Here is a 24,385-nt window from a genome sequence, read left to right as displayed (position 1 = left end):
CGGGGTACCTATCGATTCGAAGCACAAGCCACTTATCAAGGCGAGACGAAGGGGTTGTACACCTTGCTTCCTGCCAACGTAGACAGCGTCACTCTCGGACAAAATGGCGGTGAGCTTCAGCTCAATCTGGCCGGTGTCGGCAGCATCGGGCTGTCCCAAGTCCAGGTTATCGGTCAGTAACTGCCGGCGCGCCCGGTAACAGGAGCAATTCATGTCGTTCAATATCGGCCTCAGCGGTATGCGTGCCGCCAGCAAAGATCTAAATGTCACGGGTAATAACATTGCTAACGCGGGGACTGCAGGCTTCAAGCAGTCGCGTGCGGAGTTTTCTGATGTGTACGCGGCGTCGGTGATGGGAACCGGTAAAAACCCGGTCGGTAGTGGTGTATTGCTTTCAAATATTTCCCAGCAGTTCAATCAGGGCAACATTAACTATACTCAAAACGCATTAGACCTTGCGATAAATGGCAACGGCTTTTTCGAAGTTAGCAATGGCGGTGCGTTGAGTTATACGCGAGCTGGTTATTTTGGAACTGACAAGGATGGTTTTTTGGTTGATAACTTTGGATATAATTTACGGGGTTATTCAGCTGCTGATGGTGTACTCGGAAAAGATCTTCAGAACTTAAAGATCCAAGCGACGAGTCAAGAGCCGAAAGCGACGAGCAAAATGGATCAAGCCTTCAATCTAAATTCCAGTGACGCCCCTCCAGCTATAGCTTTTGATAGTGCAGATCCCTCTACTTATAATTCGTCAACATCGACTAGAGTCTATGACTCGCTGGGTAATTCTCACGTTCTAACACAGTACTTTGTTAAGACGTCTACGCCCAATCAATGGCAAATGCACAGCTCTCTCGATGGTGTAGTTGCAGCCGGACCTGATCTTTTGACTTTCGACGAGTCGGGGAAAATTCTCCCCCCCGCACAGAAAAATTATAGCTGGCCTCTTGCCAATGGAGCTGTTTCTCCGGCGCTGTTTAGTCTTGATATGAAAGAAGCTACGCAATACGCGAGCGCTTTTGCTGTTAATAGTGTTGCGCAAGATGGTTACACGACCGGCGATTTGGCGGGTCTCGAAATTGGCGATGACGGAAAGATCTTTGCTCGGTATACAAATGGGCAGTCTAAGGTGCAAGGGCAGGTTGTTTTGGCGAACTTTGCGAACGTTCAGGGGCTTACTCCGGTAGGTAAGACTCAGTGGGTGCAGTCCTTGGATTCCGGTGAGCCTGTTCGTAACCCGCCAGGAACCGGTACGCTCGGTGCGTTGCAATCAGGGGCTCTCGAAGATTCCAATGTCGAGCTCTCAGACCAGCTCGTCAACCTGATCGTGGCGCAGCGCAACTACCAGGCGAACGCCAAGACCATCGAAACCGAAAGCGCGATCACCCAGACGATCATCAACCTCCGTTAATTGCCACCAGGCACTGCGCGGGGTGGCGGGAAACTGCCGCTCCGCTTTTAAAAGGTCCTTCGGGGCCTTTTTTTTATTCAAAAGTTCTTTGTATTTCAATAATTTAAGTAAATGTTCGTTGTTTGGCATACCGCTTGCTTTGATACCTGCTGAGAATTCAATCAGCGTCAAATTGCGTGGGGAGGTTCGATGGACAAGATGCTCTATGTAGCCATGACGGGGGCGAGTCAGAACGCTCGTGCTCAGCAGGCACATGCCAACAACCTGGCAAACATCTCGACTACGGGCTTCCGCCGTGACTTCGAGCAGGCGCGCTCGATGCAGGTGTTTGGCGATAGCTTTCCGGCACGGGTCTACGCCATGAGCGAGCGTCCTGGCACGGACTTCAGCTCCGGCACCCTGCAAGAGACCGGTCGGGATCTGGACGTCGCAGTTGAGGGTGATGGGTGGATCGCCGTCCAGGCGCCTGACGGCAGCGAAGCCTATGCCCGTACCGGCAGCCTGAATATCGACACGCTCGGCATGCTCAGGACCGGCGACGGTTTGCCGGTGCTCGGCAATGCCGGGCCGATCGCCGTGCCGCCAGAAGAGAAGGTTGAAATTGGCGCTGACGGCTCGATCAGTATCCGCGCGCTCGGCGAGGATCCGAACGTCGTGGTTACAGTTGACCGTTTGAAGCTGGTCAATCCTGATCCCAAGCAGCTTGAGAAGGGCACCGACGGGCTTATCCGCATGAAGGATGGCCAGCCAGTCGAGGCTGACGCTGCCGTGCGCGTGACCTCAGGCTTTCTCGAGGCGAGCAACGTCAATGCCGTTGCTGAGATGACTTCGATGCTCGCGCTGTCCCGGCAATTCGAGCTGCACGTGAAGATGATGCGTACTGCCGAAGAAGATGGTGCCGCAGCGGCCCGAGTCTTGCAGATCAGCTAAACAAACTAGGCGGCGCCCGAATTCCGGCGCACGAGGAGAAGAGCATGCTTCCAGCACTGTGGGTCAGCAAGACCGGTTTGTCCGCGCAGGACATGAACCTGACCACCATTTCCAACAACCTGGCCAACGTCTCGACCACAGGCTTCAAGAAAGATCGGGCCGAATTCCAGGATCTGCTGTATCAGATCCGTCGTCAGCCGGGTGGCCAGTCCAGCCAGGACAGCGAGCTGCCTTCGGGGCTGCAGTTGGGTACTGGTGTACGGATTGTCGGTACGCAGAAGCAGTTCACCGCCGGCAGTCTGCAAACTACCGAGCAGCCTCTCGACATGGCTATCAATGGCCGGGGCTTCTTTCAGGTATTGCTGCCGGATGGCACCGTCTCTTACTCGCGTGACGGCAGCTTCCATCTGAACGCCGAAGGCCAGATCGTGACCTCGAACGGTTACTCGCTAGAGCCGGCCATTGTCGTGCCGCCGGAAACACAGACGTTTACTGTTGGCGAAGATGGCACCGTTTCGGTTACCACGCTGGGCAACCCCGCGCCACAGATTATCGGCAACCTGCAGACCGCCGACTTCGTTAACCCGGCCGGTTTGCAGGCGATGGGCAGCAACCTGTTCCTGGAAACCGCTGCAAGCGGTGCGCCGCAGGTCAGTACGCCCGGCCTGAATGGCCTGGGTACGGTGCTGCAGAACACCCTGGAAAACTCCAACGTCAGCGTGGTCGAGGAGTTGGTGAACATGATCACCACTCAGCGCGCCTACGAGATGAACTCGAAAGTCATCTCCACCGCCGATCAGATGCTGTCCTTTGTTACCCAGCAGCTGTAATAGCTGTCAGCCGCTGGATTGAGGTGAATATGCGCCGCTTGTCGATTGTCCTTCCGCTGATGTCTGCTGTGATTCTGTCCGGCTGCATGGCGCCAGCTCCGAAGCCCAACGATCCCTATTACTCGCCGGTTTTGCCGCGCACGCCGCTGCCGGCTGCGCAGAACAACGGTGCGATCTATCAGGCGGGCTTCGAAACCAATCTGTATGACGATCGGAAGGCCTATCGGGTCGGCGACATCATCACCGTCACGCTTAACGAGAAGACCCAGGCGAGCAAGAACTCAAACTCGAAGATATCCAAGGATAGCAGCGCCAATATCGGTCTCGGGTCGCTGTTCGGCGGCGCCGTTTCGATGGCCAATCCGTTGACCGGCAACAGCATGAGCCTGGGCGCCGAGTACGAAGCAGCACGTGACACCTCCGGCTCCGGTCAGGCGGGGCAGAGCAATAGCCTCTCCGGTTCGATCACGGTGACCGTTTCGGACGTGCTGCCTAACGGCATCCTGGCGATCCGCGGTGAAAAATGGATGACGCTCAACACGGGCGATGAGTTGGTGCGAATTGCCGGACTGGTACGTTCGGACGATATCGCCACCGACAATACCGTCCCATCGACCCGTATTGCCGATGCTCGAATCACATACTCCGGTACCGGCGCTTTCGCCGATGCCAGTCAGCCTGGTTGGCTGGATCGCTTCTTCATCAGCCCGTTGTGGCCGTTCTAAGCAGGTGCAGGCAATGAAACTGTTCAGCTCGATCCTGGTTGCCTTGCTCTGCGTTGTGGTGCTTCCTGCCCATGCCGAGCGGTTGAAGGACATCGCCACCATTCAAGGCGTCCGCAGCAACCAACTGATCGGTTACGGATTGGTGGTCGGTTTGAATGGGAGCGGTGACCAAACTACGCAAACGCCGTTCACCGTTCAGACGTTCAACAATATGATGGCGCAGTTCGGCATCAAGGTGCCGGCCGGTGGCAACGTACAGCTGAAGAACGTGGCGGCCGTGTCGATCCATGCCGAGCTTCCACCTTTCGCCAAGCCGGGGCAGACCATCGATATAACAGTGTCGTCGATCGGCAACGCAAAAAGCTTGCGCGGTGGAAGCCTGTTGATGGCCCCACTCAAAGGGATCGATGGAAACGTCTACGCGATTGCGCAGGGCAACCTGGTCGTCGGTGGTTTTGATGCCGGTGGCGCGGATGGCTCGCGTATCACCGTCAACATCCCCTCCGCCGGCCGAATCCCTGGCGGCGCTACGGTCGAGCGGCCGGTGCCGAGCGCGTTTAATCAGGGCACGACCCTGACGATGAACCTCAACCGCCCGGATTTCACTACGGCGAAAAATATTGTCGACCATATCAACGAGCTGCTTGGACCAGGCGTAGCCCAGGCGCTCGACGGTGGCTCGATCAGCATCACCGCCCCACTGGACCCGAGCCAGCGCGTCGATTACCTGTCGATTCTGGAAAATCTGGAAGTCGACGTGGGGCAGGCGGTCGCCAAGGTCATCATCAACTCGCGAACCGGGACCATCGTCATTGGCCAGAACGTACGTGTTCAACCGGCCGCCGTGACCCACGGCAGCCTGACCGTGACCATTTCCGAAGACCCGCAGGTGAGCCAGCCTAACCCGCTATCTGATGGGCAGACCGTGGTTGTCCCCAACTCCAAGGTCAAGGCAGAGCAGGAAGCCAAGCCGATGTTCAAGTTCGGCCCTGGCACGACGCTGGACGAAATTGTTCGGGCGGTGAATCAGGTCGGCGCGGCGCCGAGTGATCTGATGGCGATCCTCGAAGCGCTCAAGCAGGCCGGTGCCTTGCAAGCAGACCTGATCGTGATCTGAGGAACGGGACATGGAAAATCGACTGGGACAGGGTCGGCGTACGCCAGACAGCGGTAGCTACTCCGACCTGAATCGGCTCAATCAGCTCAAGGTCGGCAAGGATCGCGACGGTGCCGAGAACGTGCGCAAGGTGGCGCAGGAGTTCGAGTCCCTGTTCATGAACGAGATGCTCAAGTCCATGCGTTCTGCCACCGAGGTCATGGCGAAGGACAATCCGTTCAACAGTCAGGCCAGCAAGCAATATCAGGACATGCACGATCAGCAGCTCTCGGTCACGCTCTCCAAAGAGGGCGGTGGTATTGGCCTTGCGGACGTGCTGATCCGCCAGTTGAGCAAACAGCAGGAGCCCAGCGAAAAGCCGAATCCTTTCGCTCAAGTGGCACAGACCGAAGGGGCGAAATGGTCGAGCAACCCCAACTCGAAGATCGCACCCGTTGACCCCACACGTAACGACTCTCAGCTGCTCAACCAGCGACGTTTGGCACTGCCGGGGCGACTGGCCGAGCGCGCTCATGCGCAGGTTGCACCTGCAAATGCCCAGGCGGATCAAGCTAGCCAGACGGGTGCGATCCAGCCGCTGGTCGATCTTGACTGGAAGCCTGCTATCGCTTTCGCCGCGCCCCAGGACGCACCGTTGACGATCAACGGTGTCGAGGCGACCGCCCCGAGCGCGCCCAGCAAGACCCGTTTCAGCTCGCCCGCAGAGTTCATCGCCACTATGTTGCCAATGGCCGAAAAAGCGGCGAAGCGCCTAGGTGTCGAGCCGCGCTTCCTCGTGGCACAAGCCGCGCTTGAAACCGGCTGGGGCAAATCGATCATCAAGCAGAAGGACGGCACCAACAGCCACAACCTGTTCGGCATCAAAGCCACGGGATGGAACGGTGCGTCCGCCAAGGTCACCACGACCGAGTACGTCAATGGAAAGGCAACCAAAGAGGTCGCCGGGTTTCGGGCGTATGACTCGTTCGAACACAGCTTTAACGATTACGTCCGGCTGTTGGAAAACAATGATCGTTACAAGCCAGCCCTTCAGGTGGCCAGTGCGTCTGGCAACTCCGAACGTTTCGTCAACGAACTGCAGCGAGCAGGTTATGCAACCGACCCGCAGTACGCACGCAAGATCAACCAGATCGCTCGCAAAGTGCAGACCTATCAGACAATTGCCGACGCCAGCACGTCGCCCGCGGTGCGGACTAGAGGTTAAAAAATGGCTGATCTACTGAATATTGGCCTGTCCGGCCTCAGCGCCAGTAAGAGCCAGCTGTCCATCACTGGCCACAACATCAGCAACGTCAACACGCCAGGCTTCAGTCGGCAGGACGCCTCGCAAGCGACCCGTACCCCGCAGTTTAGCGGCGCGGGTTATGTAGGCTCGGGCACGACGCTGGTCGAAATCCGTCGTAGCTACAGTGAATTCCTGACTAGTCAATTGCGCAGCAGCACGTCGCTTAGCAGCGATGTTGAAGCCTATAAGAGTCAGATCGACCAGCTCGATTCGTTGCTGGCCGGCAGCACGACTGGTATTACGCCGTCGCTGCAGAAGTTTTTCTCAGCACTGCAAACCGCAGCGGAAGACCCCGCCAATATCCCGGCACGCCAGCTTGTGCTGGCTGAAGCCGAAGGCTTGGCGCGGCGCTTCAATACGGTATCGGATCGCCTGACCGAGCAGAACAACTTCACCAACAAGCAGATGGCGGCGGTGACCGATCAGGTTAATCGGCTCGCCGGCAGTATTGGCAGTTTGAACGAGGCTATCGCGACCGCCTCGGCCAATGGCAAACAGCCCAACGATTTGCTCGATGCACGCGATGAGGCCGTGCGGCAATTGTCGACGTATATCGGCATCAGCGTGACACCGCAGGATGACAACAGCTTCAATATTTCTGTCGGCAGTGGTCAGCCGTTGGTGGTGGGTAAGACGGTGAGTCAGCTCAAGGTGGTCCCAGGGCTAAGCGATCCCAATCGTCATGAGATTCGATTTGTCAGCGGTGGCTCGGAGCAGGGCATTACATCGCAGATCACTGGCGGTGAGCTGGGTGGGTTGATTCGCTATCGCGAGGAAGTGCTGGATTCAACGATGAACTCGTTGGGACGGCTGGCGTTGGCGGTGAGTGACCAGGTCAATACCCAGTTGGGGCAGGGGCTGGATCTGAAAGGGAACGTCGGTGAGGCGCTGTTTGGTAATTACAACGAAAAGTCGCTGGCCGCTCTAAGGGCGACGCCGTTTAGTGGCAATCCGTCCTTGAACACGGTGACTCCCGCAGATGCTTCGCTGGATATCACCAAAACCAGCCAGCTGACCACTAGCGACTATCGTTTGGAATACAGTGGCAGCCAGTACACCGCTAGACGTCTTAGCGATGGTGCCAACATAGATGTCACGCCGAACCCCGGTCCGCCTGCTCATCTTCGCTTTGCGGACGAAGAGGGTCGCGATCAGGGCTTTACTGTGCAAATAAGCGGAACGCCACTAGCCGGTGACGCGTTCACGCTGCAGCCAACACGGCGGGGCGCCACGGATATCAGCACCGTACTTGATCAGGCTGACCAGCTAGCGTTTGCGGCGCCGGTACGCACCGCAAGCGAATTACAGAATGCTGGTACCGGAGTGATAGGCCAGCCGGATATGATTTCAGGCCCTTCGCGGATTAGCATTGATGCGTTGAAAGACTTACTGGGCAGCAGCGGAGCGAGGCTGACCTTCATTGAGCCAGACATTCTTACGATTGCTGGCGGCACAGCCGGATTCCGAACTGTAGATAACACCCAAACGCCGCCGGTTTCCTATTCGTCGAGCACGACCATCAAGACAGGGCAGAGTAATTCGTTCGTTGTGGGTAGCGCGGATTACTCACTTGAGTTCACTATCAGTGGAACACCGAAGAACGGCGATAAGTTTGAAATGGCGTTCAACCAGAGCGGCGTGTCCGACAACCGCAATGCGCTAAAACTAGTCGATCTACAAAGCAAGCAATCCATTGGCGCCTCCACCGGCGCCAATGGAGAGTTAATTTCCGGTGCTAGCTTTACTGATGGCTACGGCGAACTGGTCGAGCGCGTCGGCACCCTGACCGCTCAGGCCCGCATGGACAGTGAAGCGACCGGCGCGATTCTCAAGCAAGCCACGGATAACCGCGATTCGCTGTCGGCTGTGAATCTCGATGAGGAAGCCGCGAACCTGATCAAGTTTGAGCAGTACTACAACGCATCGGCTCAGATCATTCAAGTTGCCCGCTCCATGTTCGATACATTGATCAGCACCTTTAGGTAACAGGCCAGCCCATGCGCATCTCGACTCTGCAAGCATTCAATAACGGCGTAGCCGGTATTCAGCGCAACTACTCCAATGCAACCCGCACGCAGGAGCAGATCAGCACTGGTAATCGAATCCTGACACCTGCTGACGATCCGGTTGCGTCGGTGCGCTTGTTGCAACTTGAACAGCAGCAAAACGTGCTGAGCCAGTACAACTCCAATCTGACGGCGGCAAAGAACAGCCTGACTCAGGAAGAGGTCACCTTGAACTCGGTGAACACCGTCCTGCAACGTGTACGTGAGCTGGCGGTGCAGGCAGGCAACGGTGCGCTCGATCCGCAAGATCGCAAATCCATCGCGGCGGAGCTGGGCGAGCGCGAGGATGAGTTGCTGTCGCTGATGAATACGCGCAACGCTCGTGGCGAGTATTTGTTCTCAGGATTTCAAGGTAAAACCCAGCCGTTCGTTCGCGGCGCCGATGGGAGCTATAGCTATCAAGGCGACGAAGGGCAGCGGAAGTTGCAGATAGCCAGCTCGCTTAGTATTCCTATTAGCGATAGCGGCAAATCAGTTTTCGAGAAGGTTACCAATGCAGGGCGGCTAGCTGCTGCTGTAGTACCGCCTGCATCTGGGACTGCGCTACGGGTCTCTGCGCCGTTAGTGCAGGATGAGGTGGCGTTTGACAGCTTCCCAGCCGAAGGCATTGAAATTCGCTTTGATGTCGCCGATCCCAAAGCTTACAACGTCTATCGCTACAACCCGAGCGGCTCAACCCAGCTGATTCAATCCAACCGTCTGGACGACAAAGAAGGTGCGAGTGATGGCCTTGTTGTCCATGGCGTCGCTATCAAATTTGACGGCGTGCCTGCCGGCGGGGAAATTGTAAGAATTGCCGCCAGTGCTGAGCTGTCAGTGTCAGGCGGCCTTAGTCCTGTCATTGCTATAAAAGATCCTGCGGCCGCCCTCGCCAGTTTTTCAACTAACCCAATGCAGTTTGGCGTGTCAGCCGGAGTGCTTAGTTTTGGGGGTAGCAGCGTAGCGATAGACACGACAACATTCAAAGCTGAGCTAGGAGGACTGGAATTTAGCTTTGGGACAATGCCAGCGGAGGACGCTACGTTCGAAGTAGCCCGAATCGCTGAACAGAAACAGGGAATCCTCGACACCATCGCCAACCTTCGCTCAGCTCTGGAAAACCCTTCCACCGGCAACAGCGGCGTACGCGACGCCGTAGCCGTCGCCCTGACCAACCTCGACCACGGCATGGTCAGCGTGGACCAAGCACGCGGCAATATTGGCGCCCGCCTGAACGTTATCGAAACCACGCAGACCGATAACGAAGACGTTGCGCTGGTCAATAAAGGGGTGCAGGCCGAGCTGCGTGAACTGGATTATGCCGAGGCGTTGTCGCGGTTATCCATGCAGACGGTGGTGCTCGAAGCAGCCCAGCAGAGCTATGTAAAGATCGCGGGATTGAGTCTTTTCAACGCGATGCGCTGATCCGTCCGGCGGGCATGGTTCACAGAACCGTTGCCCCGATTTGACTTGAATTTGCTCGGGTTTAGAGTGTGCTGGCGGCGCATGGAGTACCGCGTCGCTAATCCAATACTCATAAGGACGTGAACAATGCTTAAGTCTTTGCTATCTGCATCCGTACTCGCTCTGCTCGCCAGCGTTTCCGTTGGCGCTTCCGCAGCACCCGCTAAGTCAGTTGAGTCGGTGAAAGTGGCCGCTACTCAGCAAGCGGCGCCGATCAATCTCAATTCAGCTGACGCTGAAACCCTGACACGTGAACTCAAGGGCATCGGCGCCACAAAGGCCAAGGCAATCGTCGTTTATCGGGACGCCCATGGTCCATTCAGTTCGGTCGACGAGCTGCTTGAGGTCAAAGGAATAGGCGCGGCCACATTAGAAAAAAATCGAGCCAAACTAAGCGTGAACTGATCAACGAAACATGATTCAACGAAGCCGGTCATTAGACCGGTTTTTTTTATCCATCGCTTGCAGCGGTGGCGCCTTTTCTCCCCTATCGTGTTGGTCGCTTTATTTCGCAATGCCGGTTCGGCAGGAACGAGGTCTGGCTGACGTTGTCTTTGCTAGAGTGCTCAGTCAGCTTTGTCTACCTGTTTTCAGCGCTAATCGGCCTTAAAAAGGCGTTGACATGTTACGGTTATTCACATTGCTCATCGCCTAGCATGAAACTTTCGCCCAACACGCCAAGCGATTCACCAAAATTTTTTAAGTTGCTGATTTACATAGCTTTATTTGCTTTGAGCAAAAAGCCGTCGATCTGTTTGTAGACCTTGCCGCACGGGCGTTCCAGCCATTCATTCAGCAACTATTCACAAGGTTATCCACAGGTTTTGTGGATACTTCTCCGAAGATGGCGAAGCAGGGTTAGCGGGAGGCATTCGATGAAAACGCCGTGGAATTTCTTCAAGTACCTGCCGATGGCGCGGAGCGTTCTCGCACGTGGGCGGTTACCCATGGTGCTGCTTGCGGTCGCGCGTAAGCGCTCGGCTCGTGGTGGCCTGATAAGGGGACTGCGAGAGGATCTTGGTCTGCTGCAAGCACTATGCGTGGCCTGGTGGCGAGGTGAGTATCGGCAGGTTAGCAGGCCTGCGCTGGTCGCTGCGGTCGCTGGGCTGTTGTATTTCCTGTCCCCTATGGACGCCATACCGGACTGGATCCCGGGTCTTGGCTTCGTTGATGATCTGGCAGTGCTGGGTTGGATAATCCGCAAATGGTCTGGCGAGTTGCAGGCGTTTCGTACCTGGCGCGACAGCCAATCAGCGGACGTGCAAGCAAGTATCGATCGGCTACCTACTCTGGATGAAGCAACGGACAGCGATGTCAGCGGTGGGCGCAACGCTGAGCGCTAGAAGGTCGTCGAATTAATCCTTTCGAGTGGCTTCGCCGCCGCCACCCCTCACTCTTTAGTGCAGCGCTCCGAGGATGAATGAATTGCCGCCCGGACTGTTAAGATCTCGCCTTCCAATTTGAGACTAGGGTCGGGGTAGTGAATGAGTGTTCAGGTCATCATGCGGGACGGTTTGCCAGAATACGCCGTGCTGCCTTGGGAGGAATATCAGGCTCTACTGACCAACGGGCGTAACGCAAGCGTTGCAGCACCGGTGGAAGCGAGCGCTCCTGCCACATTGCCAAAATTCAGTACGTTGCTAGTGTTGCGAGAAGCCAAGGGGTTGAGTCAAGAGGCTCTGGCACGCTTGGTGGGTATCAGTCCGGCGTACTTAGGCCTTATCGAGCGCGGCGAGCGCGATCCCGATAATGCTATACGTCGCGCACTGGCCCGCGCATTGGAGATTGAAGGATGGCAGCAGGAGGCGTAACAGGCAGCGCGGCGTCGATTCGCATCAGTCGTCCGCACTGGCAGGCATTGTTGGCTGAGTTGGCTGAAGTCAGGCGACAGCGTCATCTGGTCACTTACCGTGCATTGATCGAACGGCTCCAGCTACCGGCGCCTGCCATGCAGACCTTGGCAGCGGCGTTGGAGCATCTGGCTGCGCTGGATGCTCGTGCTGATCGGCCGCTACGCAGCGCATTGGTGGTGAGCCAAGGTGCCAGTCGCTTACCAAGAACAGGCTTCTTCGAGTGTGCGATGCGTCTTGGACGCTTTTCTGGTCCGGCAGATGGTTCTGCTGCCGCTTCCTGGCATGCCGGCGAGGTTGCACGAGTATTCGAGTTTGATTATCCGGGGATTCCGTGAATGCTGAACAACATCCGGGCGCGAGTCGGTTATCTGCTTGCTCGCAAATTGATGAGCTCTCGACGGGTTGTTCGGCAACCGAAGATATGGCGCTGGATGGAGGGCCAGTTTTCGCGCATGGCTGCCATTGGTGACCCGAGAGCGCAGAGCTTTTATGGCCACATTCTGCTGTTTCGAGGTCAGGGATATGGCGCAAGGCAAGAGGGGATACGTTTACTGCGCCTGGCTGCCGAGAAAGGCGATGCCAAGGCTGCATACCAAATGGGTGTAATCAGCCTGGGCGAAGATGCGACTCACGGCCCCGACGGTGCCAAAGCTGCGCACTGGTGGAAACTCGCCGTCGAGGCCGGGCACCCCTTAGCTGCAGCCCGATTGGCTCAGCTGTACATGGCTGGTGGCCATGGCCTCACACGAGACACGCAGCAGGCCGAACATTACAAAGCCAGCGCTGCGAGGCTCGGGCTCTGATTCCTCACGGTTGGGTTATAGCGTTCTGTTTGTTCATGCTTCAGCCTGGCGGCGCAAGGTGAAGATGCCTAACCGGGGCTGACATCCGTACAATGCGACTTTTTTGCAGTTGGTCGTTTCTGATGCAGATCGCCTTGGCGCCTATGGAAGGGCTCGTTGATGACATCCTGCGCGACGTTCTCACTGGTGTTGGCGGCGTCGACTGGTGCGTGACCGAGTTCATTCGGGTTTCGGATCGACTGCTACCGGCGTCCAGCTTTCACAGGCTTGCGCCTGAGCTTCGGCGTGGAGCCGTGACCCGCGCGGGAACACCGTTGCGTGTGCAGTTGCTGGGCTCCGATCCTCTTTGTTTGGCTGATAATGCTGCCTTCGCTTGCAGCCTTGGCGCACCGGCCATCGACCTCAACTTCGGCTGCCCGGCCAAGACGGTCAACAAGTCCCGAGGCGGCGCAATTCTGCTCAATGAGCCAGAACTTCTGCATTCCATTGTCAGTGAGGTCCGTAAGGCGGTGCCGCCGGCTATTCCCGTCACCGCCAAGATGCGCCTGGGTTTCGACAGCAAGGACGGAGCGCTCGATTGCGCCCGTGCGCTGGCTGACGGCAGCGCAGCGCAGCTGGTGGTCCACGCGCGGACCAAGGTCGAGGGATACAAGCCGCCAGCGCACTGGGAATGGGTGGCCAGGGTCAAGGATGTGGTGGAGGTGCCGGTGTTCGCCAATGGTGATATCTGGTCGGTGGAAGACTGGCGCCGTTGCCGTGAAGTCAGTGGCGTCGAGAACATCATGCTCGGACGCGGGCTGGTCTGTCGGCCGGACCTCGCCCGGCAGATCGAGGCGGCAAAAGCCGGTGAGCTGCTCGAGCCGATGAGCTGGGATGCTTTGCAACCGCTCCTGGCTGATTTCTGGAGGCAGGCGCGACGCAAGATGTCTCCGCGTTATGCACCGGGCCGCTTCAAGCAGTGGGTATCCCTGCTGACGCGAAGCTATCCGCAAGCCGTGACGATGTTCGCTCTGGTACGTAAGGAAAACGATTGCGAGCGGCTCGATGCATTGCTGGGGCTCGACGTGAACGCGCCGGGTTTCAAGGCGGCGGTCTAATGTCCATCAGCGTCCGCCACTGACATCCAGCAGGGCGCCGTTGGTGTAGCTGGCCTTGCCGCTCGCCAGCCAAAGGATTGCTTCGGCTACCTCGTTCGCTTCACCGCCTCGGCCCATGGGCACGCTGCTCTTCACGCGCTCGATGCGATCGGGCTCGCCACCGCTGGCGTGAATATCGGTACGGATCACGCCAGGGCGTACAGCATTGACCCGAATGCCTTCGGTGGCGACTTCCTTGGCCAGCCCGAGGGTCATGCTGTCTATCGCGCCTTTGGCGGCTGCATAGTCGATGTACTCATTGGGTGCGCCGAGTTTGGCCGCGATAGATGAGAGGTTGATGATGGCGCCGCCGGTTCCGCCGTGACGAGTCGACATGCGCTTGACCGCCTCGCGGGCGCAGAGAAAGCTGCCAAATACGTTCACCGCGAATACCCGTTCCAAACGCGCCTTGTCCATGTTCTCCAGGCGCATCTGAGATTCGAGCATACCGGCGTTATTCACCAGCACGTCGAGCCTGCCAAACTCGGCATCGACAGCTTCGAACAGGCGGGCGACATGCGACTCGTCCGCCACATCTGCCTCGACGGCAATTGCCCGCGCGCCTTGGCTGCGCAGCTCGTTCAGTAGCTGGTCGGCTGCGTCCTGACGCTGTCGAAAGTTCAGGCACAACGCGTAGCCTTCAGCCGCTGCAAGCCTTGCTGTGGCCGCGCCAATGCCCCGGCTGGCGCCCGTTATCAACATCACTTTCGACATGAAATATCCTCGACGAACGGTCTTGAAAACAAGCGAGCGGCACCTATCTAGGGCATCACAGGATGCCGAATTCGGGTCCTGTATGAACCACTCGCTGAATGTCAGGAGATAGCAAAATGACTAGTTTTTCGATGGCCCCACTGTTTCGTCAGTCTATTGGTTTCGATCGCTTCAATGATCTGTTCGAGTCTGCGCTGCGCAATGATGCAAACGGCTCGTTCCCACCCTATAACGTGGAAAAGCACGGTGATGACCAGTATCGGATCATCGTAGCAGCCGCCGGGTTTCAGGAGGCCGATCTGGATCTGCAAGTCGAGCGGGGCGTGCTCACCGTGAGCGGCGGCAAGCGTGAAAATGGTGGCGAAAACGTTACCTACTTGCACCAGGGTATTGCCCAGCGTGCGTTCAAGCTCTCGTTCCGCCTTGCTGACCATATTGAGGTGAAGGGCGCGGCTTTGAACAATGGGCTTCTCAGCATCGAGCTCGAGCGTGTCGTGCCGGAAGAGGCCAAGCCCAAGCGCATCCCGATTAACGGCGAGCGTTTGGCGTTGGAGAGCTGATCGGGCAACCAGCGCGTGTGATACGCCGGGAGCTTGTGGGAACCCCGCCTGCGAAGTTTGCATGGCGGGGTTTTCCTTTTCAGACAAAAGCCATTCAGTTGACCGACTGAGCTTCCAGCAGTTTTCCGAAGCCCGCCAGCGGAAGAGGGCGGCTGAACAGGTATCCCTGGTACAGGTAGCAGCCCTGCGCTTGAAGTAGGTCAAGCTGTGCCTGTTGTTCGACACCTTCAGCGATCACTTCCAGCCCGAGGCTTCGCGCCATTGCGACGATGGCGCGAATGATTTCGGCGTCGTTTGGATCGTCCAGCGCATCACGGACGAACGACTGGTCGATCTTGAGGACATCCACAGGCAGTCGCTTCAGATAGGTGAGCGAAGAGTAGCCGGTGCCGAAGTCATCCATGGCGAAGCTCACACCCTGTCGGCACAGGCGGCGCATCTTGGCGATGGTGTCGTCGAGGTTCTGGATCACGATGCCTTCGGTAATTTCCAGCTTGATCATCGTGTGCGGGAGCTCGGCAGCCTTGAGCGCTTCGAAAATCCGCTCGACGAATTCATTCTGGCGAAACTGGCGTGGGCTGATGTTCACGCAGAGGCTGAAACTGTCCGAGTGAACGAATCCGCTGGCCAATAGCGATGCGGCGATACGACAGGCCTCCTTGATGACCCAGTTGCCCACATCGACGATCAGGCCGCTCTCCTCGAGCACGTCGATGAATTGAGCCGGCGAACGCTGGCCATCGGGATGCTGCCAGCGCAGCAGGACCTCGGCGCCGATCACCTTGGCGGAGCGCGCGTCGACCTGCGGTTGGAGATGCAGCTCGAATTCGTTGCGCTGCAGGGCCAGGCGCAGTTCGCTTTCGAGCTGCAGGCGTGCACTGGCGGCCTGTTGCATGGTGGTGCGGAAAAGCTGTATCGCGTTGCGCCCAGCGTCTTTGGCTCGATAGAGGGCTATGTCGGCGCGCTTGAGTAGATCGGCAGGTGTCTCGCCGTGATCCGGCATCAGGGCGATGCCGATGCTGGGTGTCACCTGCAGCCTGTTGCCTTCGAACACCATGGGTTCGGCGAGAAGGGTGCGCAGCTTTTCCGCAACCTGGCGGACATGGCGGGTCACTTCGGAGCGTTTGCCAGTCAAGCCGGTCAGCAGCACAACGAATTCGTCGCCTCCCAGGCGGGCAACTGTATCTTCCTGACGAATGCTGGCTTCCAGGCGAGCCGTGATCATCTTCAGGACCGCGTCCCCGACGGGATGGCCGAGCGAATCATTGATGTGCTTGAAGTGGTCAAGGTCGAGGAACAACAAGGCACCACGAAGATTGTGTCGTTTGTGCAGCGCCGCTTGCTGGGTCAGACGGTCCATCAACAGCGTACGGTTGGGCAGGTTCGTCAGCGGGTCGTGATAGGCCAGGTGATGGATCTGCGCGTGGGCTGCCTTGAGCTGGCTGATGTCCCGCGCAGATAGCAGCAGACAGTCAGTGTCGTTCAGCTCGATCGGTTCTACCGATACTTCTATCTGCTTGAGGCGCCCATGACGATCCTGGCCGACTATCTCCCAGTTGGTCACCCGCCCGTCACGTTCAAGCCGTTCAAGAATTTCCTGCCGCTGCATGCCCGGCCAGACGCCCAACTCGGCAGAGGTCCTGCCGATTGCTTCTTCCGGACGGTAGCCGGAGAGGCGGCGGAAGCCTTCGTTGACTTCGATGAACCGTCCAGTGCTGCGCTCGCTGATGATGATGGCGTCAGGGCTTGAATGAAACGCTTTGGCGAACTTGATCTCGCTGGCTTTCAGCGCTGCCTCGGCCTGTTGCCGTTTGGTGATGTCGCGAAAAGTGGTGACGATGCACAGCCGACGGTCGACACGAATGAATCGGCTGGAAACGACACAGGTGACGATCTGTCCTGTCCGGGTGCGGAACTGGGCTTCGGCGTTCTCCAGCCGCTGATCACGCATCAATTGCTCGTACAGTAACGTTCGCTGCCGCTCGTCTCGCCAGATACCAATTTCAGGCGCAGAGCGCCCGATGATGTCGGCACTTTCCCAGCCAAACACGATGCTGAAGCTCGGGTTGATCTCCATGAACACCCCGTCGCGGATGCGGGACAGGGAGATCGGGTCCGGGCTGCCCTGGAACAAAGCCGAGAATTTCGCTTCCGATGCCGCCAGGTGTTGCTGGCGCAGGACCCGTTCGGTAGCGTCGATGATGATCCCCGCCATGCGCAAGGGCGCGTCATGCTCGTCTCGGTAGAGTTTAGCGGTGCTTTCAAGGTGTCGAATCGTGCCGTCTGGATGGATGGCATGATAAGTCGCCTGATAGGTTTGCCGGCGCCCGGCGAGGAGATCGCTGTATGCCGAGCGCATGGTTTTGCGGTCGTTCGCCGCGACACTGCGGAAAAACTCACGAAACGACCCGTCGAATGGGCCATCTATCAGACCTTGCAACTCGGAGGCCCTGGAGGAGGCATAGAGCCGGTCGCTTGGAATGTGCCATTCCCAATTGCCGAGCTCTGCGGAGGCCAGTGCCAACTCAAGGCGCTCCTGGCTGTCTTCCAGCGCCTGCGCCTGGGTGTGCTGGTCGGTGATGTCGCGAATGACGCCAACTAGAATCGTAGCGCCATCGTCATTGACCTGCCGTTGGCCATCGATCTCCAGCCACCGTACGCGCGCGTCTGGCCAGTAGACCCGATGACGAACACTGAAGCGCGTTTCGGTTCCGGCGAGCACCGAGGATGCGGCGGCGTCAATGTGCGGACGGTCCTCCGCGACGACGAGATTCAAATACTGATCTGGGGAAAGCTCGGCGAGCGGACTGCTCAGCCCGAACAATTTCCACGTGCCGAGCGACCAGTGCATGGTGCCCCGTTGAACATCCCAGGACCACAGGCCAAGCCCCGCCCCATCTAGCACGGATAACAGGCGAGCAACGTCTTGCCATGGTTTGGGAAGCGCTGCGCTTGGTGCGGGCTCCGGCTTGGCGTCATGCGGCAACATGAGCGGCCTCGGTGGGCTGGGTCAGCTGAAGGTGTTGATGGCAGACGATGCTCATGGCTCTCTTTGATTTTTGTAGTTGTGCGGCGAACTTATCCGCAGCTGATCGCAAAGTGCAAGTCGCTTAACCGGCGTCCAGTAGCGACATGAACACCTTGGCTGCGTTCGACAGGGTGCGCTCGGTATGCGTGATGTAGCCGAGCTGCCTCGCCAGTTGGTCTCCGGGAAGTGGCAAGCGCACCACCTGATCATCAAGCATGGTGCGCGGAAGCACGCTCCAGGCGATCCCGATAGAAACCATCATCTTGATCGTCTCCATGTAGTTGGTGCTCATGGTGATATTGGGCGTCAGACCCTCGCGCTCGAACAACCGCTGGGCAATATGATGGGTGAAGGTGTTGCCGCCAGGGAACACAGCCGGGTAGCCGGCGACGTCGGCCAGGGTTATTCCGCGTTTGTGCGCCAGGGGATGCTCGGGAGCCACCACGAAATCCAGCGGATCGTCCCATACCTTGACCGCACGAATGGACGTTGCGGTTTGCGGGGCCAGGGTGATCACTGCAAGCTCGGCACGCCCGTGTAGAACTTCGTCGTAAGCGACCTCTGAGTCGAGGAAGCGGATATCCAGATTTACGTCCGGATAGGCACGGGTAAAGCTCCTCAATAATGGCGGCAGGCGATGCAGCCCGATGTGGTGACTGGTTGCCAGGGTCAGCTGTCCGCTGACGTCGCCGTTGAGGTTGGTCAGCGCGCGACGGGTGTCGTCCAGCACATTAAGGATCTGATAGGCGCGAGGAAGCAGCGCTCTGCCGGCTTCGGTCAGGCCAATCTCGCGGCCTAGTCGATCGAACAATCTCACATTCAGCTGTGATTCCAGTGAAGCCAGGCGTTTGCTCACGGCCGGTTGAGTCAGGTGGAGGCGCTCAGCGGCTAGGGAGAAGCTGCCCATCTCAGCGACCGCGATAAAGGCGTTGAGGTTGGCGAGGTCCATGAGCGGGTTCCGGTAGTCAGAAATAAATCGCGCGAGTATTCCACAATGGAATGCATTGGATGAAAAATATGAATTTGAGTAATCGCAGTCAAGTCCATAGCATGACCTCATAAGCACAAGGGCTATTGCCCAACGCACTGATGAGGAAAGTCCGATGGCTGGCAAAACGCTCTACGACAAGCTCTGGGAAATGCACGAGGTCAAGCGCCGTGATGATGGCTCGTCACTGATCTATATCGACCGGCATATCCTGCATGAAGTGACCTCGCCCCAAGCGTTCGAGGGGCTTCGCCTGGCAGGGCGCAAGCCATGGCGCATCGATGCCAACATCGCCACGCCAGATCACAACGTGCCGACGACCAAGGCTGAGCGCCAGGGTGGGCTGGAGGCCATTGCCGACGAGGTTTCCCGCATCCAGGTGCAGACGCTGGACGAGAATTGCGATGACTTCGGCATTGTCGAATTCAAGATGAACGATGTGCGTCAGGGCATCGTTCACGTCATCGGACCGGAGCAGGGCGCGACCTTGCCGGGCATGACCGTAGTCTGCGGAGATTCACATACCTCGACTCACGGCGCATTCGCCGCACTGGCGCACGGCATCGGTACCTCCGAGGTTGAGCACGTACTCGCCACGCAGTGCCTGGTCGCGAAGAAGATGAAGAACATGCAGGTGCGTGTTGAAGGCAAGCTGCCCTTCGGTGTGACCGCCAAGGACATCGTGCTGGCTGTGATCGGCAGGATCGGCACGGCTGGCGGTAACGGCCATGCGCTGGAGTTCGCCGGCAGCGCGATTCGCGACCTTTCCATGGAAGGCCGCATGACCATCTGCAACATGTCCATCGAGGCCGGTGCGCGCGTGGGTATGGTGGCGGCCGACGAGAAGACCATCGCCTATGTCGAGGGCCGCCCCTATGCACCCAAGGGGGCCGACTGGGAGCGTGCGGTGGCGGTTTGGAAGGGCCTGGTTTCCGACGAAGATGCGGTGTTCGATACCGTTGTCGAATTGAAGGCCGAAGAGATCAAGCCACAAGTGAGCTGGGGCACCTCTCCCGAAATGGTTCTAGCAGTCGATCAGAGCGTGCCGGATCCGGCCGCTGAGGTCGACCCGGTCAAGCGCGACTCCATTACCCGTGCGCTGAAGTACATGGGGCTGAGCGCCAATCAGCCGATCACCGACATTCAGCTCGATCGCGTTTTCATCGGCTCCTGCACCAATTCGCGCATTGAAGATCTACGCGCTGCCGCCGAGGTGGCCAAGGGGCGCAAGGTCGCCGCAACAGTCAAACAGGCGATGGTCGTACCGGGATCGGGGCTGGTAAAACAGCAGGCGGAGGCGGAAGGGCTGGACAAGATATTCCTCGACGCCGGTTTCGAATGGCGCGAGCCGGGTTGCTCCATGTGCCTGGCGATGAATCCGGACAAGCTGGGCAGTGGCGAGCATTGCGCATCCACGTCCAACCGCAACTTCGAAGGCCGCCAGGGAGCTGGTGGCAGAACGCATCTGGTGAGCCCAGCGATGGCTGCCGCCGCTGCCGTAACTGGCCGTTTCATCGACGTACGTGAATTGATCCAGGCCTGAGGAGACCGACATGAAAGCATTCACCCAGCACACCGGTCTCGTCGCGCCGCTCGATCGCGCCAACGTCGATACCGATCAAATCATTCCGAAGCAGTTTCTCAAGTCGATCAAGCGCACCGGCTTTGGTCAGAACCTGTTCGACGAATGGCGTTATCTGGACGTCGGGCAGCCCAACCAGGACTGCTCGAACCGTCCAGTGAACCAAGAATTTGTGTTGAATTTCCCGCGCTACCAGGGTGCCAGCGTGCTGCTTGCCCGCGAGAACTTCGGTTGTGGTTCCTCTCGTGAGCACGCGCCTTGGGCCCTTGAGGAGTACGGCTTTCGTACGATCATCGCGCCGAGTTTTGCCGATATCTTCTATAACAACAGCTTCAAGAATGGGCTGCTGCCAATCGTGCTGAAGGAAGAAGAGGTTGACGAACTGTTCGAGCAGGCTGAGGTGAGCGAGGGTTATCAGCTCACCATCGATCTGGCAGCGCAGACCGTTACCCGTCCAGACGGCAAACAGTACGGCTTCGAGGTCGATGCGTTCCGCAAGCACTGTTTGCTCAATGGCCTGGATGACATCGGCCTGACCCTGCAGGACGCCGAGGCGATCAAGACGTTCGAAGCACGCCATCAAAACAGTCAGCCCTGGTTGTTCGGCGCCATCAAATAAAGGCGCCATCAAATAAATAAGAAGAAGCTGCGAGCGGGGTGGGTTTGCTCGCGGCTTTCAGTTGAAGGAAATCTATAAATGTCCAAACAGATTTTGGTTCTTCCCGGCGACGGCATCGGCCCGGAGATCATGGCCGAAGCGGTCAAGGTGCTAAAGCTGGCTAACGATAAGTTTCAGCTCAACTTGGAGCTGAGCTACGACGAATTGGGCGGTGCGGCCGTCGACAAGTATGGCGTGCCACTGGCTGACGAGACGCTCGAGCGTGCTCGTGCCGCCGATGCAATCCTGTTGGGGGCGGTCGGCGGGCCGAAGTGGGACGCTATCGATCCTGCCATCCGCCCTGAGCGTGGCTTGTTGAAAATTCGCTCGCAGCTGGGCCTCTTCGGCAATCTGCGTCCGGCATTGCTGTACCCCCAGCTTGCGGAAGCGTCCAGTCTGAAACCGGAAATTGTCGCCGGTCTGGATATCCTGATTGTCCGTGAGCTGACAGGTGGCATCTATTTCGGTCAGCCACGCGAAAGCAAGGTGCTGGAGAACGGTGAGCGGATGGCGTACGACACGCTGCCCTACAGTGAAAGCGAAATTCGCCGCATCGCCAGGGTCGGTTTCGACATGGCTCGTGTGCGCAACAAGAAGCTCTGCTCGGTGGACAAGGCCAACGTATTGGCATCCAGTCAGCTGTGGCGCGCACTGGTGGAGGAGGTCGGCAAGGACTATCCGGACGTCGAACTCAGCCATATGTATGTCGATAACGCAGCGATGCAACTGGTGCGCGCGCCGAAGCAGTTCGATGTGATCGTTACCGACAACATGTTTGGCGACATCCTGTCGGATGAGGCTTCCATGTTGACCGGTTCGATCGGCATGCTGCCGTCCGCCTCTCTCGACTCGAATAACAAAGGTATGTTCGAACCCTGTCACGGTTCGGCGCCGGACATCGCCGGCAAGGGCATCGCCAATCCGCTGGCGACGATTCTCTCGGTGTCGATGATGCTTCGTTACAGCTTCAATCATGTCGCTGCGGCGGATGCTATCGAGCAGGCGGTTAGCGACGTGCTTGATCAGGGCTTGCGTACAGGTGATATCTGGTCTGAGGGTTGTGCGAAGGCGACGACTCAGGAGATGGGTGATGCGGTAGTCGCGGCGCTCGCGAAGTTGTAACCTCTCAGGTCCCATTTGCACCGGCCGTTGATAAAGCTTGTGGGCGACGGCTAGGCGGAAACGCCGAGTAGTGCGAGGCGTGCTGTTCAACCCGAGCGAGCAATGCCCGCGCTTTCGAACCCGAAAGCGTTGTTTTAACTTATCGACGGCCTGTCAATTGAGGCCTCATATATATAGGTGTAGTTGCGATGAAACATGTAGGTCTGATCGGTTGGCGCGGTATGGTTGGTTCCGTGCTCATGCAGCGGATGCTGGAGGAGCGGGATTTCGATCTGATCGAGCCTGTGTTCTTTACTACTTCCAACGTTGGTGGTCAGGGCCCTTCGATTGGCAAGGATACCGCGCCGCTCAAGGACGCCTACAGCATCGACGAGCTGAAGTCGCTCGATGTGATTCTCACCTGCCAGGGTGGTGACTACACCAGCGAAGTTTTCCCCAAGCTGCGCGAAGCAGGCTGGAAAGGGTACTGGATCGACGCGGCCTCAACGCTGCGCATGCATGACGATGCTGTGATCGTGCTCGACCCCGTCAACCGCAAGGTGATCGACCATCAACTGGACGCGGGCACCCTCAATTATATCGGCGGCAACTGCACCGTCAGCCTGATGCTGATGGGCCTCGGCGGTCTGTTCGAGCATGGCCTGGTTGACTGGATGAGTGCGATGACCTATCAGGCCGCCTCCGGTGCCGGCGCGCAGAACATGCGCGAGCTGATCAAGCAGATGGGCAGCATCAACGCATCGGTTGCCGATGAACTCGCCGACCCGGCCAGCGCTATCCTGGAAATCGATCGCAAGGTCGCAGAGTGCCAGCGCTCCGAGACCTTCCCGGTCGATAACTTCGGTGTTCCACTGGCCGGCAGCCTGATTCCTTACATCGACAAGGAACTGCCTAACGGCCAGAGCCGCGAAGAATGGAAGGCTCAAGCGGAGACCAACAAGATTCTGGGTCGCTTCAAGAGCCCGATTCCGGTGGACGGTATTTGCGTGCGTGTCGGCGCGATGCGTTGCCACAGCCAGGCACTGACCATCAAGCTGAACAAGGATGTGCCCATTTCGGATATCGAAGGCATGATCAGTCAGCACAATCCTTGGGTGAAGCTCGTTCCGAACCATCGTGATGCGAGCATGCAGGAGCTGAGTCCGACCTCGGTTACCGGCACTCTGAGTGTTCCGGTCGGCCGCCTGCGCAAACTGAACATGGGATCGCATTACCTCGGCGCATTCACTGTCGGCGATCAGTTGCTCTGGGGCGCAGCAGAACCTTTGCGTCGCATGCTGCGCATTCTCCTCGAGCGCTAGGTCTCGAAGGAGTCGGATTAGAAGCGCCTCGGAATTCCGCGGCGCTTTTTTTATGCGATGGCGGAGTAGGCTGCCCGTTTCGTCGGCTTAATTCTCAGGCGTTATGGGGATAGGTTGCTTTCCGCTACAGTGAGTCGCCGGGCGGCATGCAAAGGAAGTGGTATCGGTTGCGCCGTGTCGGTGTTTAATTCTGCGACTTGCATGAGGCTTGCCAAGCCAATTTGTGGATTGGGTCTGATAACACGCGAAAAGGCGCAGCGGGCAACGCCGCCTAGTCTGGTGAGTTGTTGATAAAACACTATCTGTAAAAGATACTTGCTGAAAGTTCGAAGAATCAGTCTAGCTAACACGCTGTTTAGGCTTATCGCTGACGGGGGGCCGCCACTTGGTGGGCGCAGGCAGCGACTATAAGACCCTCTCGAAGATCCGAGAAAAGTTAAAAAACAAGGATTTACACAATGGTTCGGGTTCGCAATCTGGTGCTGGCAATCGCGGCTGCTACCGCGCTGACTTCCGAAATGGCTTATGCGTTGGGATTGGGCGAGGTCACGCTGAAGTCTGCGCTGAATCAACCGCTGGTGGCTGAAATCGAGCTGCTGGATGCGAAAACGCTAGCGCCCGGCGAGGTTGTGCCGGTTCTGGCATCCGCTGAAGATTTCAATCGTGCAGGTGTCGATCGCCAATACTTCCTGACGGATCTGACCTTTACTCCGGTTTTGCGCCCGGGCGGCAAAAGCGTCATTCGGGTGTCTTCAACCAAGCCCGTTCGCGAACCCTATCTGAATTTTCTGATCGAAGTGCTCTGGCCAAGCGGACGTCTCCTGCGTGAG

At 57.9% G+C, this 24,385-nt stretch carries 24 protein-coding genes; 21 read left to right on the top strand and 3 right to left on the bottom strand.

Annotation, left to right across the window (positions count from 1 at the left end; genetic code table 11):
• From PSTU_RS21050 to PSTU_RS0119975, 15 genes are all read left to right on the top strand, one after another.
• Window positions 1–180 (top strand): FLgD tudor-like domain-containing protein (locus PSTU_RS21050; protein WP_036993518.1); only part of this gene is annotated, 180 nt, incomplete at its 5' end.
• Between the two features lie 31 nt (window positions 181–211).
• The gene (gene flgE, locus PSTU_RS0120040) at window positions 212–1,414 is read left to right on the top strand and encodes a flagellar hook protein FlgE (RefSeq protein WP_019342807.1); all 1,203 of its coding nucleotides are present in this window, start codon (window positions 212–214) and stop codon (window positions 1,412–1,414) included.
• Window positions 1,415–1,603: 189 nt separating this feature from the next.
• Window positions 1,604–2,344 (top strand): flagellar basal-body rod protein FlgF, encoded by a 741-nt coding sequence (gene flgF, locus PSTU_RS0120035; protein WP_019342806.1) that lies wholly within the window; start codon window positions 1,604–1,606, stop codon window positions 2,342–2,344.
• A gap of 44 nt (window positions 2,345–2,388) precedes the next feature.
• Window positions 2,389–3,174 (top strand): flagellar basal-body rod protein FlgG, encoded by a 786-nt coding sequence (gene flgG / locus PSTU_RS0120030; RefSeq protein ID WP_019342805.1) that lies wholly within the window; start codon window positions 2,389–2,391, stop codon window positions 3,172–3,174.
• A gap of 29 nt (window positions 3,175–3,203) precedes the next feature.
• The gene (gene flgH, locus PSTU_RS0120025) at window positions 3,204–3,899 is read left to right on the top strand and encodes a flagellar basal body L-ring protein FlgH (RefSeq protein WP_019342804.1); all 696 of its coding nucleotides are present in this window, start codon (window positions 3,204–3,206) and stop codon (window positions 3,897–3,899) included.
• Between the two features lie 13 nt (window positions 3,900–3,912).
• Complete coding sequence (locus PSTU_RS0120020; RefSeq protein ID WP_019342803.1) at window positions 3,913–5,016, top strand: flagellar basal body P-ring protein FlgI; 1,104 nt, start codon at window positions 3,913–3,915, stop codon at window positions 5,014–5,016.
• A 10-nt stretch (window positions 5,017–5,026) separates the two neighbouring features.
• Window positions 5,027–6,220 (top strand): flagellar assembly peptidoglycan hydrolase FlgJ, encoded by a 1,194-nt coding sequence (flgJ, locus tag PSTU_RS0120015; RefSeq protein ID WP_019342802.1) that lies wholly within the window; start codon window positions 5,027–5,029, stop codon window positions 6,218–6,220.
• Window positions 6,221–6,223: 3 nt separating this feature from the next.
• A complete protein-coding gene (gene flgK / locus PSTU_RS0120010) occupies window positions 6,224–8,287 on the top strand; it encodes a flagellar hook-associated protein FlgK (RefSeq protein ID WP_019342801.1) in 2,064 nt (687 codons plus the stop codon).
• An 11-nt stretch (window positions 8,288–8,298) separates the two neighbouring features.
• Window positions 8,299–9,771 (top strand): flagellar hook-associated protein FlgL, encoded by a 1,473-nt coding sequence (gene flgL, locus PSTU_RS0120005; protein ID WP_019342800.1) that lies wholly within the window; start codon window positions 8,299–8,301, stop codon window positions 9,769–9,771.
• A 126-nt stretch (window positions 9,772–9,897) separates the two neighbouring features.
• Window positions 9,898–10,215 (top strand): ComEA family DNA-binding protein, encoded by a 318-nt coding sequence (locus tag PSTU_RS0120000; RefSeq protein WP_019342799.1) that lies wholly within the window; start codon window positions 9,898–9,900, stop codon window positions 10,213–10,215.
• A 470-nt stretch (window positions 10,216–10,685) separates the two neighbouring features.
• Window positions 10,686–11,153, top strand: a complete 468-nt coding sequence (locus tag PSTU_RS0119995) for a YkvA family protein (protein WP_019342798.1) — start codon at window positions 10,686–10,688, stop codon at window positions 11,151–11,153.
• A gap of 141 nt (window positions 11,154–11,294) precedes the next feature.
• Entirely contained in the window at window positions 11,295–11,621 is a 327-nt protein-coding gene (locus PSTU_RS0119990; RefSeq protein WP_019342797.1) for a helix-turn-helix domain-containing protein, read from the top strand.
• Complete coding sequence (locus tag PSTU_RS0119985) at window positions 11,603–11,998, top strand: hypothetical protein (protein WP_019342796.1); 396 nt, start codon at window positions 11,603–11,605, stop codon at window positions 11,996–11,998. Before PSTU_RS0119990 ends, PSTU_RS0119985 begins: the two co-directional genes overlap by 19 nt.
• A complete protein-coding gene (locus tag PSTU_RS0119980; protein WP_019342795.1) occupies window positions 11,999–12,466 on the top strand; it encodes a tetratricopeptide repeat protein in 468 nt (155 codons plus the stop codon).
• Between the two features lie 122 nt (window positions 12,467–12,588).
• Window positions 12,589–13,563 carry a tRNA dihydrouridine synthase gene (locus tag PSTU_RS0119975; RefSeq protein WP_029404898.1) on the top strand — a complete coding sequence of 325 codons (975 nt, stop codon included), beginning with the start codon at window positions 12,589–12,591 and terminating at the stop codon, window positions 13,561–13,563.
• Window positions 13,564–13,569: 6 nt separating this feature from the next.
• Here the strand turns inward: PSTU_RS0119975 and PSTU_RS0119970 are convergent, their stop codons facing one another.
• Entirely contained in the window at window positions 13,570–14,316 is a 747-nt protein-coding gene (locus PSTU_RS0119970; protein WP_019342793.1) for an SDR family oxidoreductase, read from the bottom strand.
• A gap of 116 nt (window positions 14,317–14,432) precedes the next feature.
• Here PSTU_RS0119970 and PSTU_RS0119965 point away from each other — a divergent pair, with 116 nt between their 5' ends.
• Window positions 14,433–14,876: an Hsp20 family protein gene (locus PSTU_RS0119965; RefSeq protein WP_019342792.1), complete on the top strand. Its 444-nt coding sequence runs from the start codon at window positions 14,433–14,435 to the stop codon at window positions 14,874–14,876.
• A gap of 94 nt (window positions 14,877–14,970) precedes the next feature.
• Here PSTU_RS0119965 and PSTU_RS0119960 read toward each other — a convergent pair whose 3' ends face one another.
• Window positions 14,971–17,865, bottom strand: coding sequence for an EAL domain-containing protein (locus tag PSTU_RS0119960; protein WP_019342791.1), 2,895 nt, complete (start codon window positions 17,863–17,865; stop codon window positions 14,971–14,973).
• 121 nt (window positions 17,866–17,986) lie between these two features.
• The gene (locus PSTU_RS0119955) at window positions 17,987–18,853 is read right to left on the bottom strand and encodes a LysR family transcriptional regulator (protein ID WP_019342790.1); all 867 of its coding nucleotides are present in this window, start codon (window positions 18,851–18,853) and stop codon (window positions 17,987–17,989) included.
• Window positions 18,854–19,007: 154 nt separating this feature from the next.
• Between PSTU_RS0119955 and leuC the strand changes: the two genes are divergently transcribed.
• From leuC to PSTU_RS21045, 5 genes are all read left to right on the top strand, one after another.
• Complete coding sequence (gene leuC, locus PSTU_RS0119950) at window positions 19,008–20,435, top strand: 3-isopropylmalate dehydratase large subunit (protein WP_019342789.1); 1,428 nt, start codon at window positions 19,008–19,010, stop codon at window positions 20,433–20,435.
• A gap of 10 nt (window positions 20,436–20,445) precedes the next feature.
• Window positions 20,446–21,093 carry a 3-isopropylmalate dehydratase small subunit gene (gene leuD, locus PSTU_RS0119945; RefSeq protein ID WP_019342788.1) on the top strand — a complete coding sequence of 216 codons (648 nt, stop codon included), beginning with the start codon at window positions 20,446–20,448 and terminating at the stop codon, window positions 21,091–21,093.
• A 78-nt stretch (window positions 21,094–21,171) separates the two neighbouring features.
• Window positions 21,172–22,254, top strand: coding sequence for a 3-isopropylmalate dehydrogenase (gene leuB / locus PSTU_RS0119940; protein ID WP_019342787.1), 1,083 nt, complete (start codon window positions 21,172–21,174; stop codon window positions 22,252–22,254).
• Between the two features lie 188 nt (window positions 22,255–22,442).
• The gene (gene asd / locus PSTU_RS0119935) at window positions 22,443–23,555 is read left to right on the top strand and encodes an aspartate-semialdehyde dehydrogenase (RefSeq protein ID WP_019342786.1); all 1,113 of its coding nucleotides are present in this window, start codon (window positions 22,443–22,445) and stop codon (window positions 23,553–23,555) included.
• 458 nt (window positions 23,556–24,013) lie between these two features.
• On the top strand, window positions 24,014–24,385 hold a 372-nt coding region (locus PSTU_RS21045), incomplete at its 3' end, for a hypothetical protein (RefSeq protein ID WP_036993515.1).

This window comes from Stutzerimonas stutzeri SDM-LAC, from assembly GCF_000235745.1.
Classification (GTDB): Bacteria; Pseudomonadota; Gammaproteobacteria; order Pseudomonadales; family Pseudomonadaceae; genus Stutzerimonas; species Stutzerimonas stutzeri_H.
The sequence above is the reverse complement of the archived record's forward strand: the minus strand, read 5'-3'. Positions and strand labels throughout refer to the sequence as shown.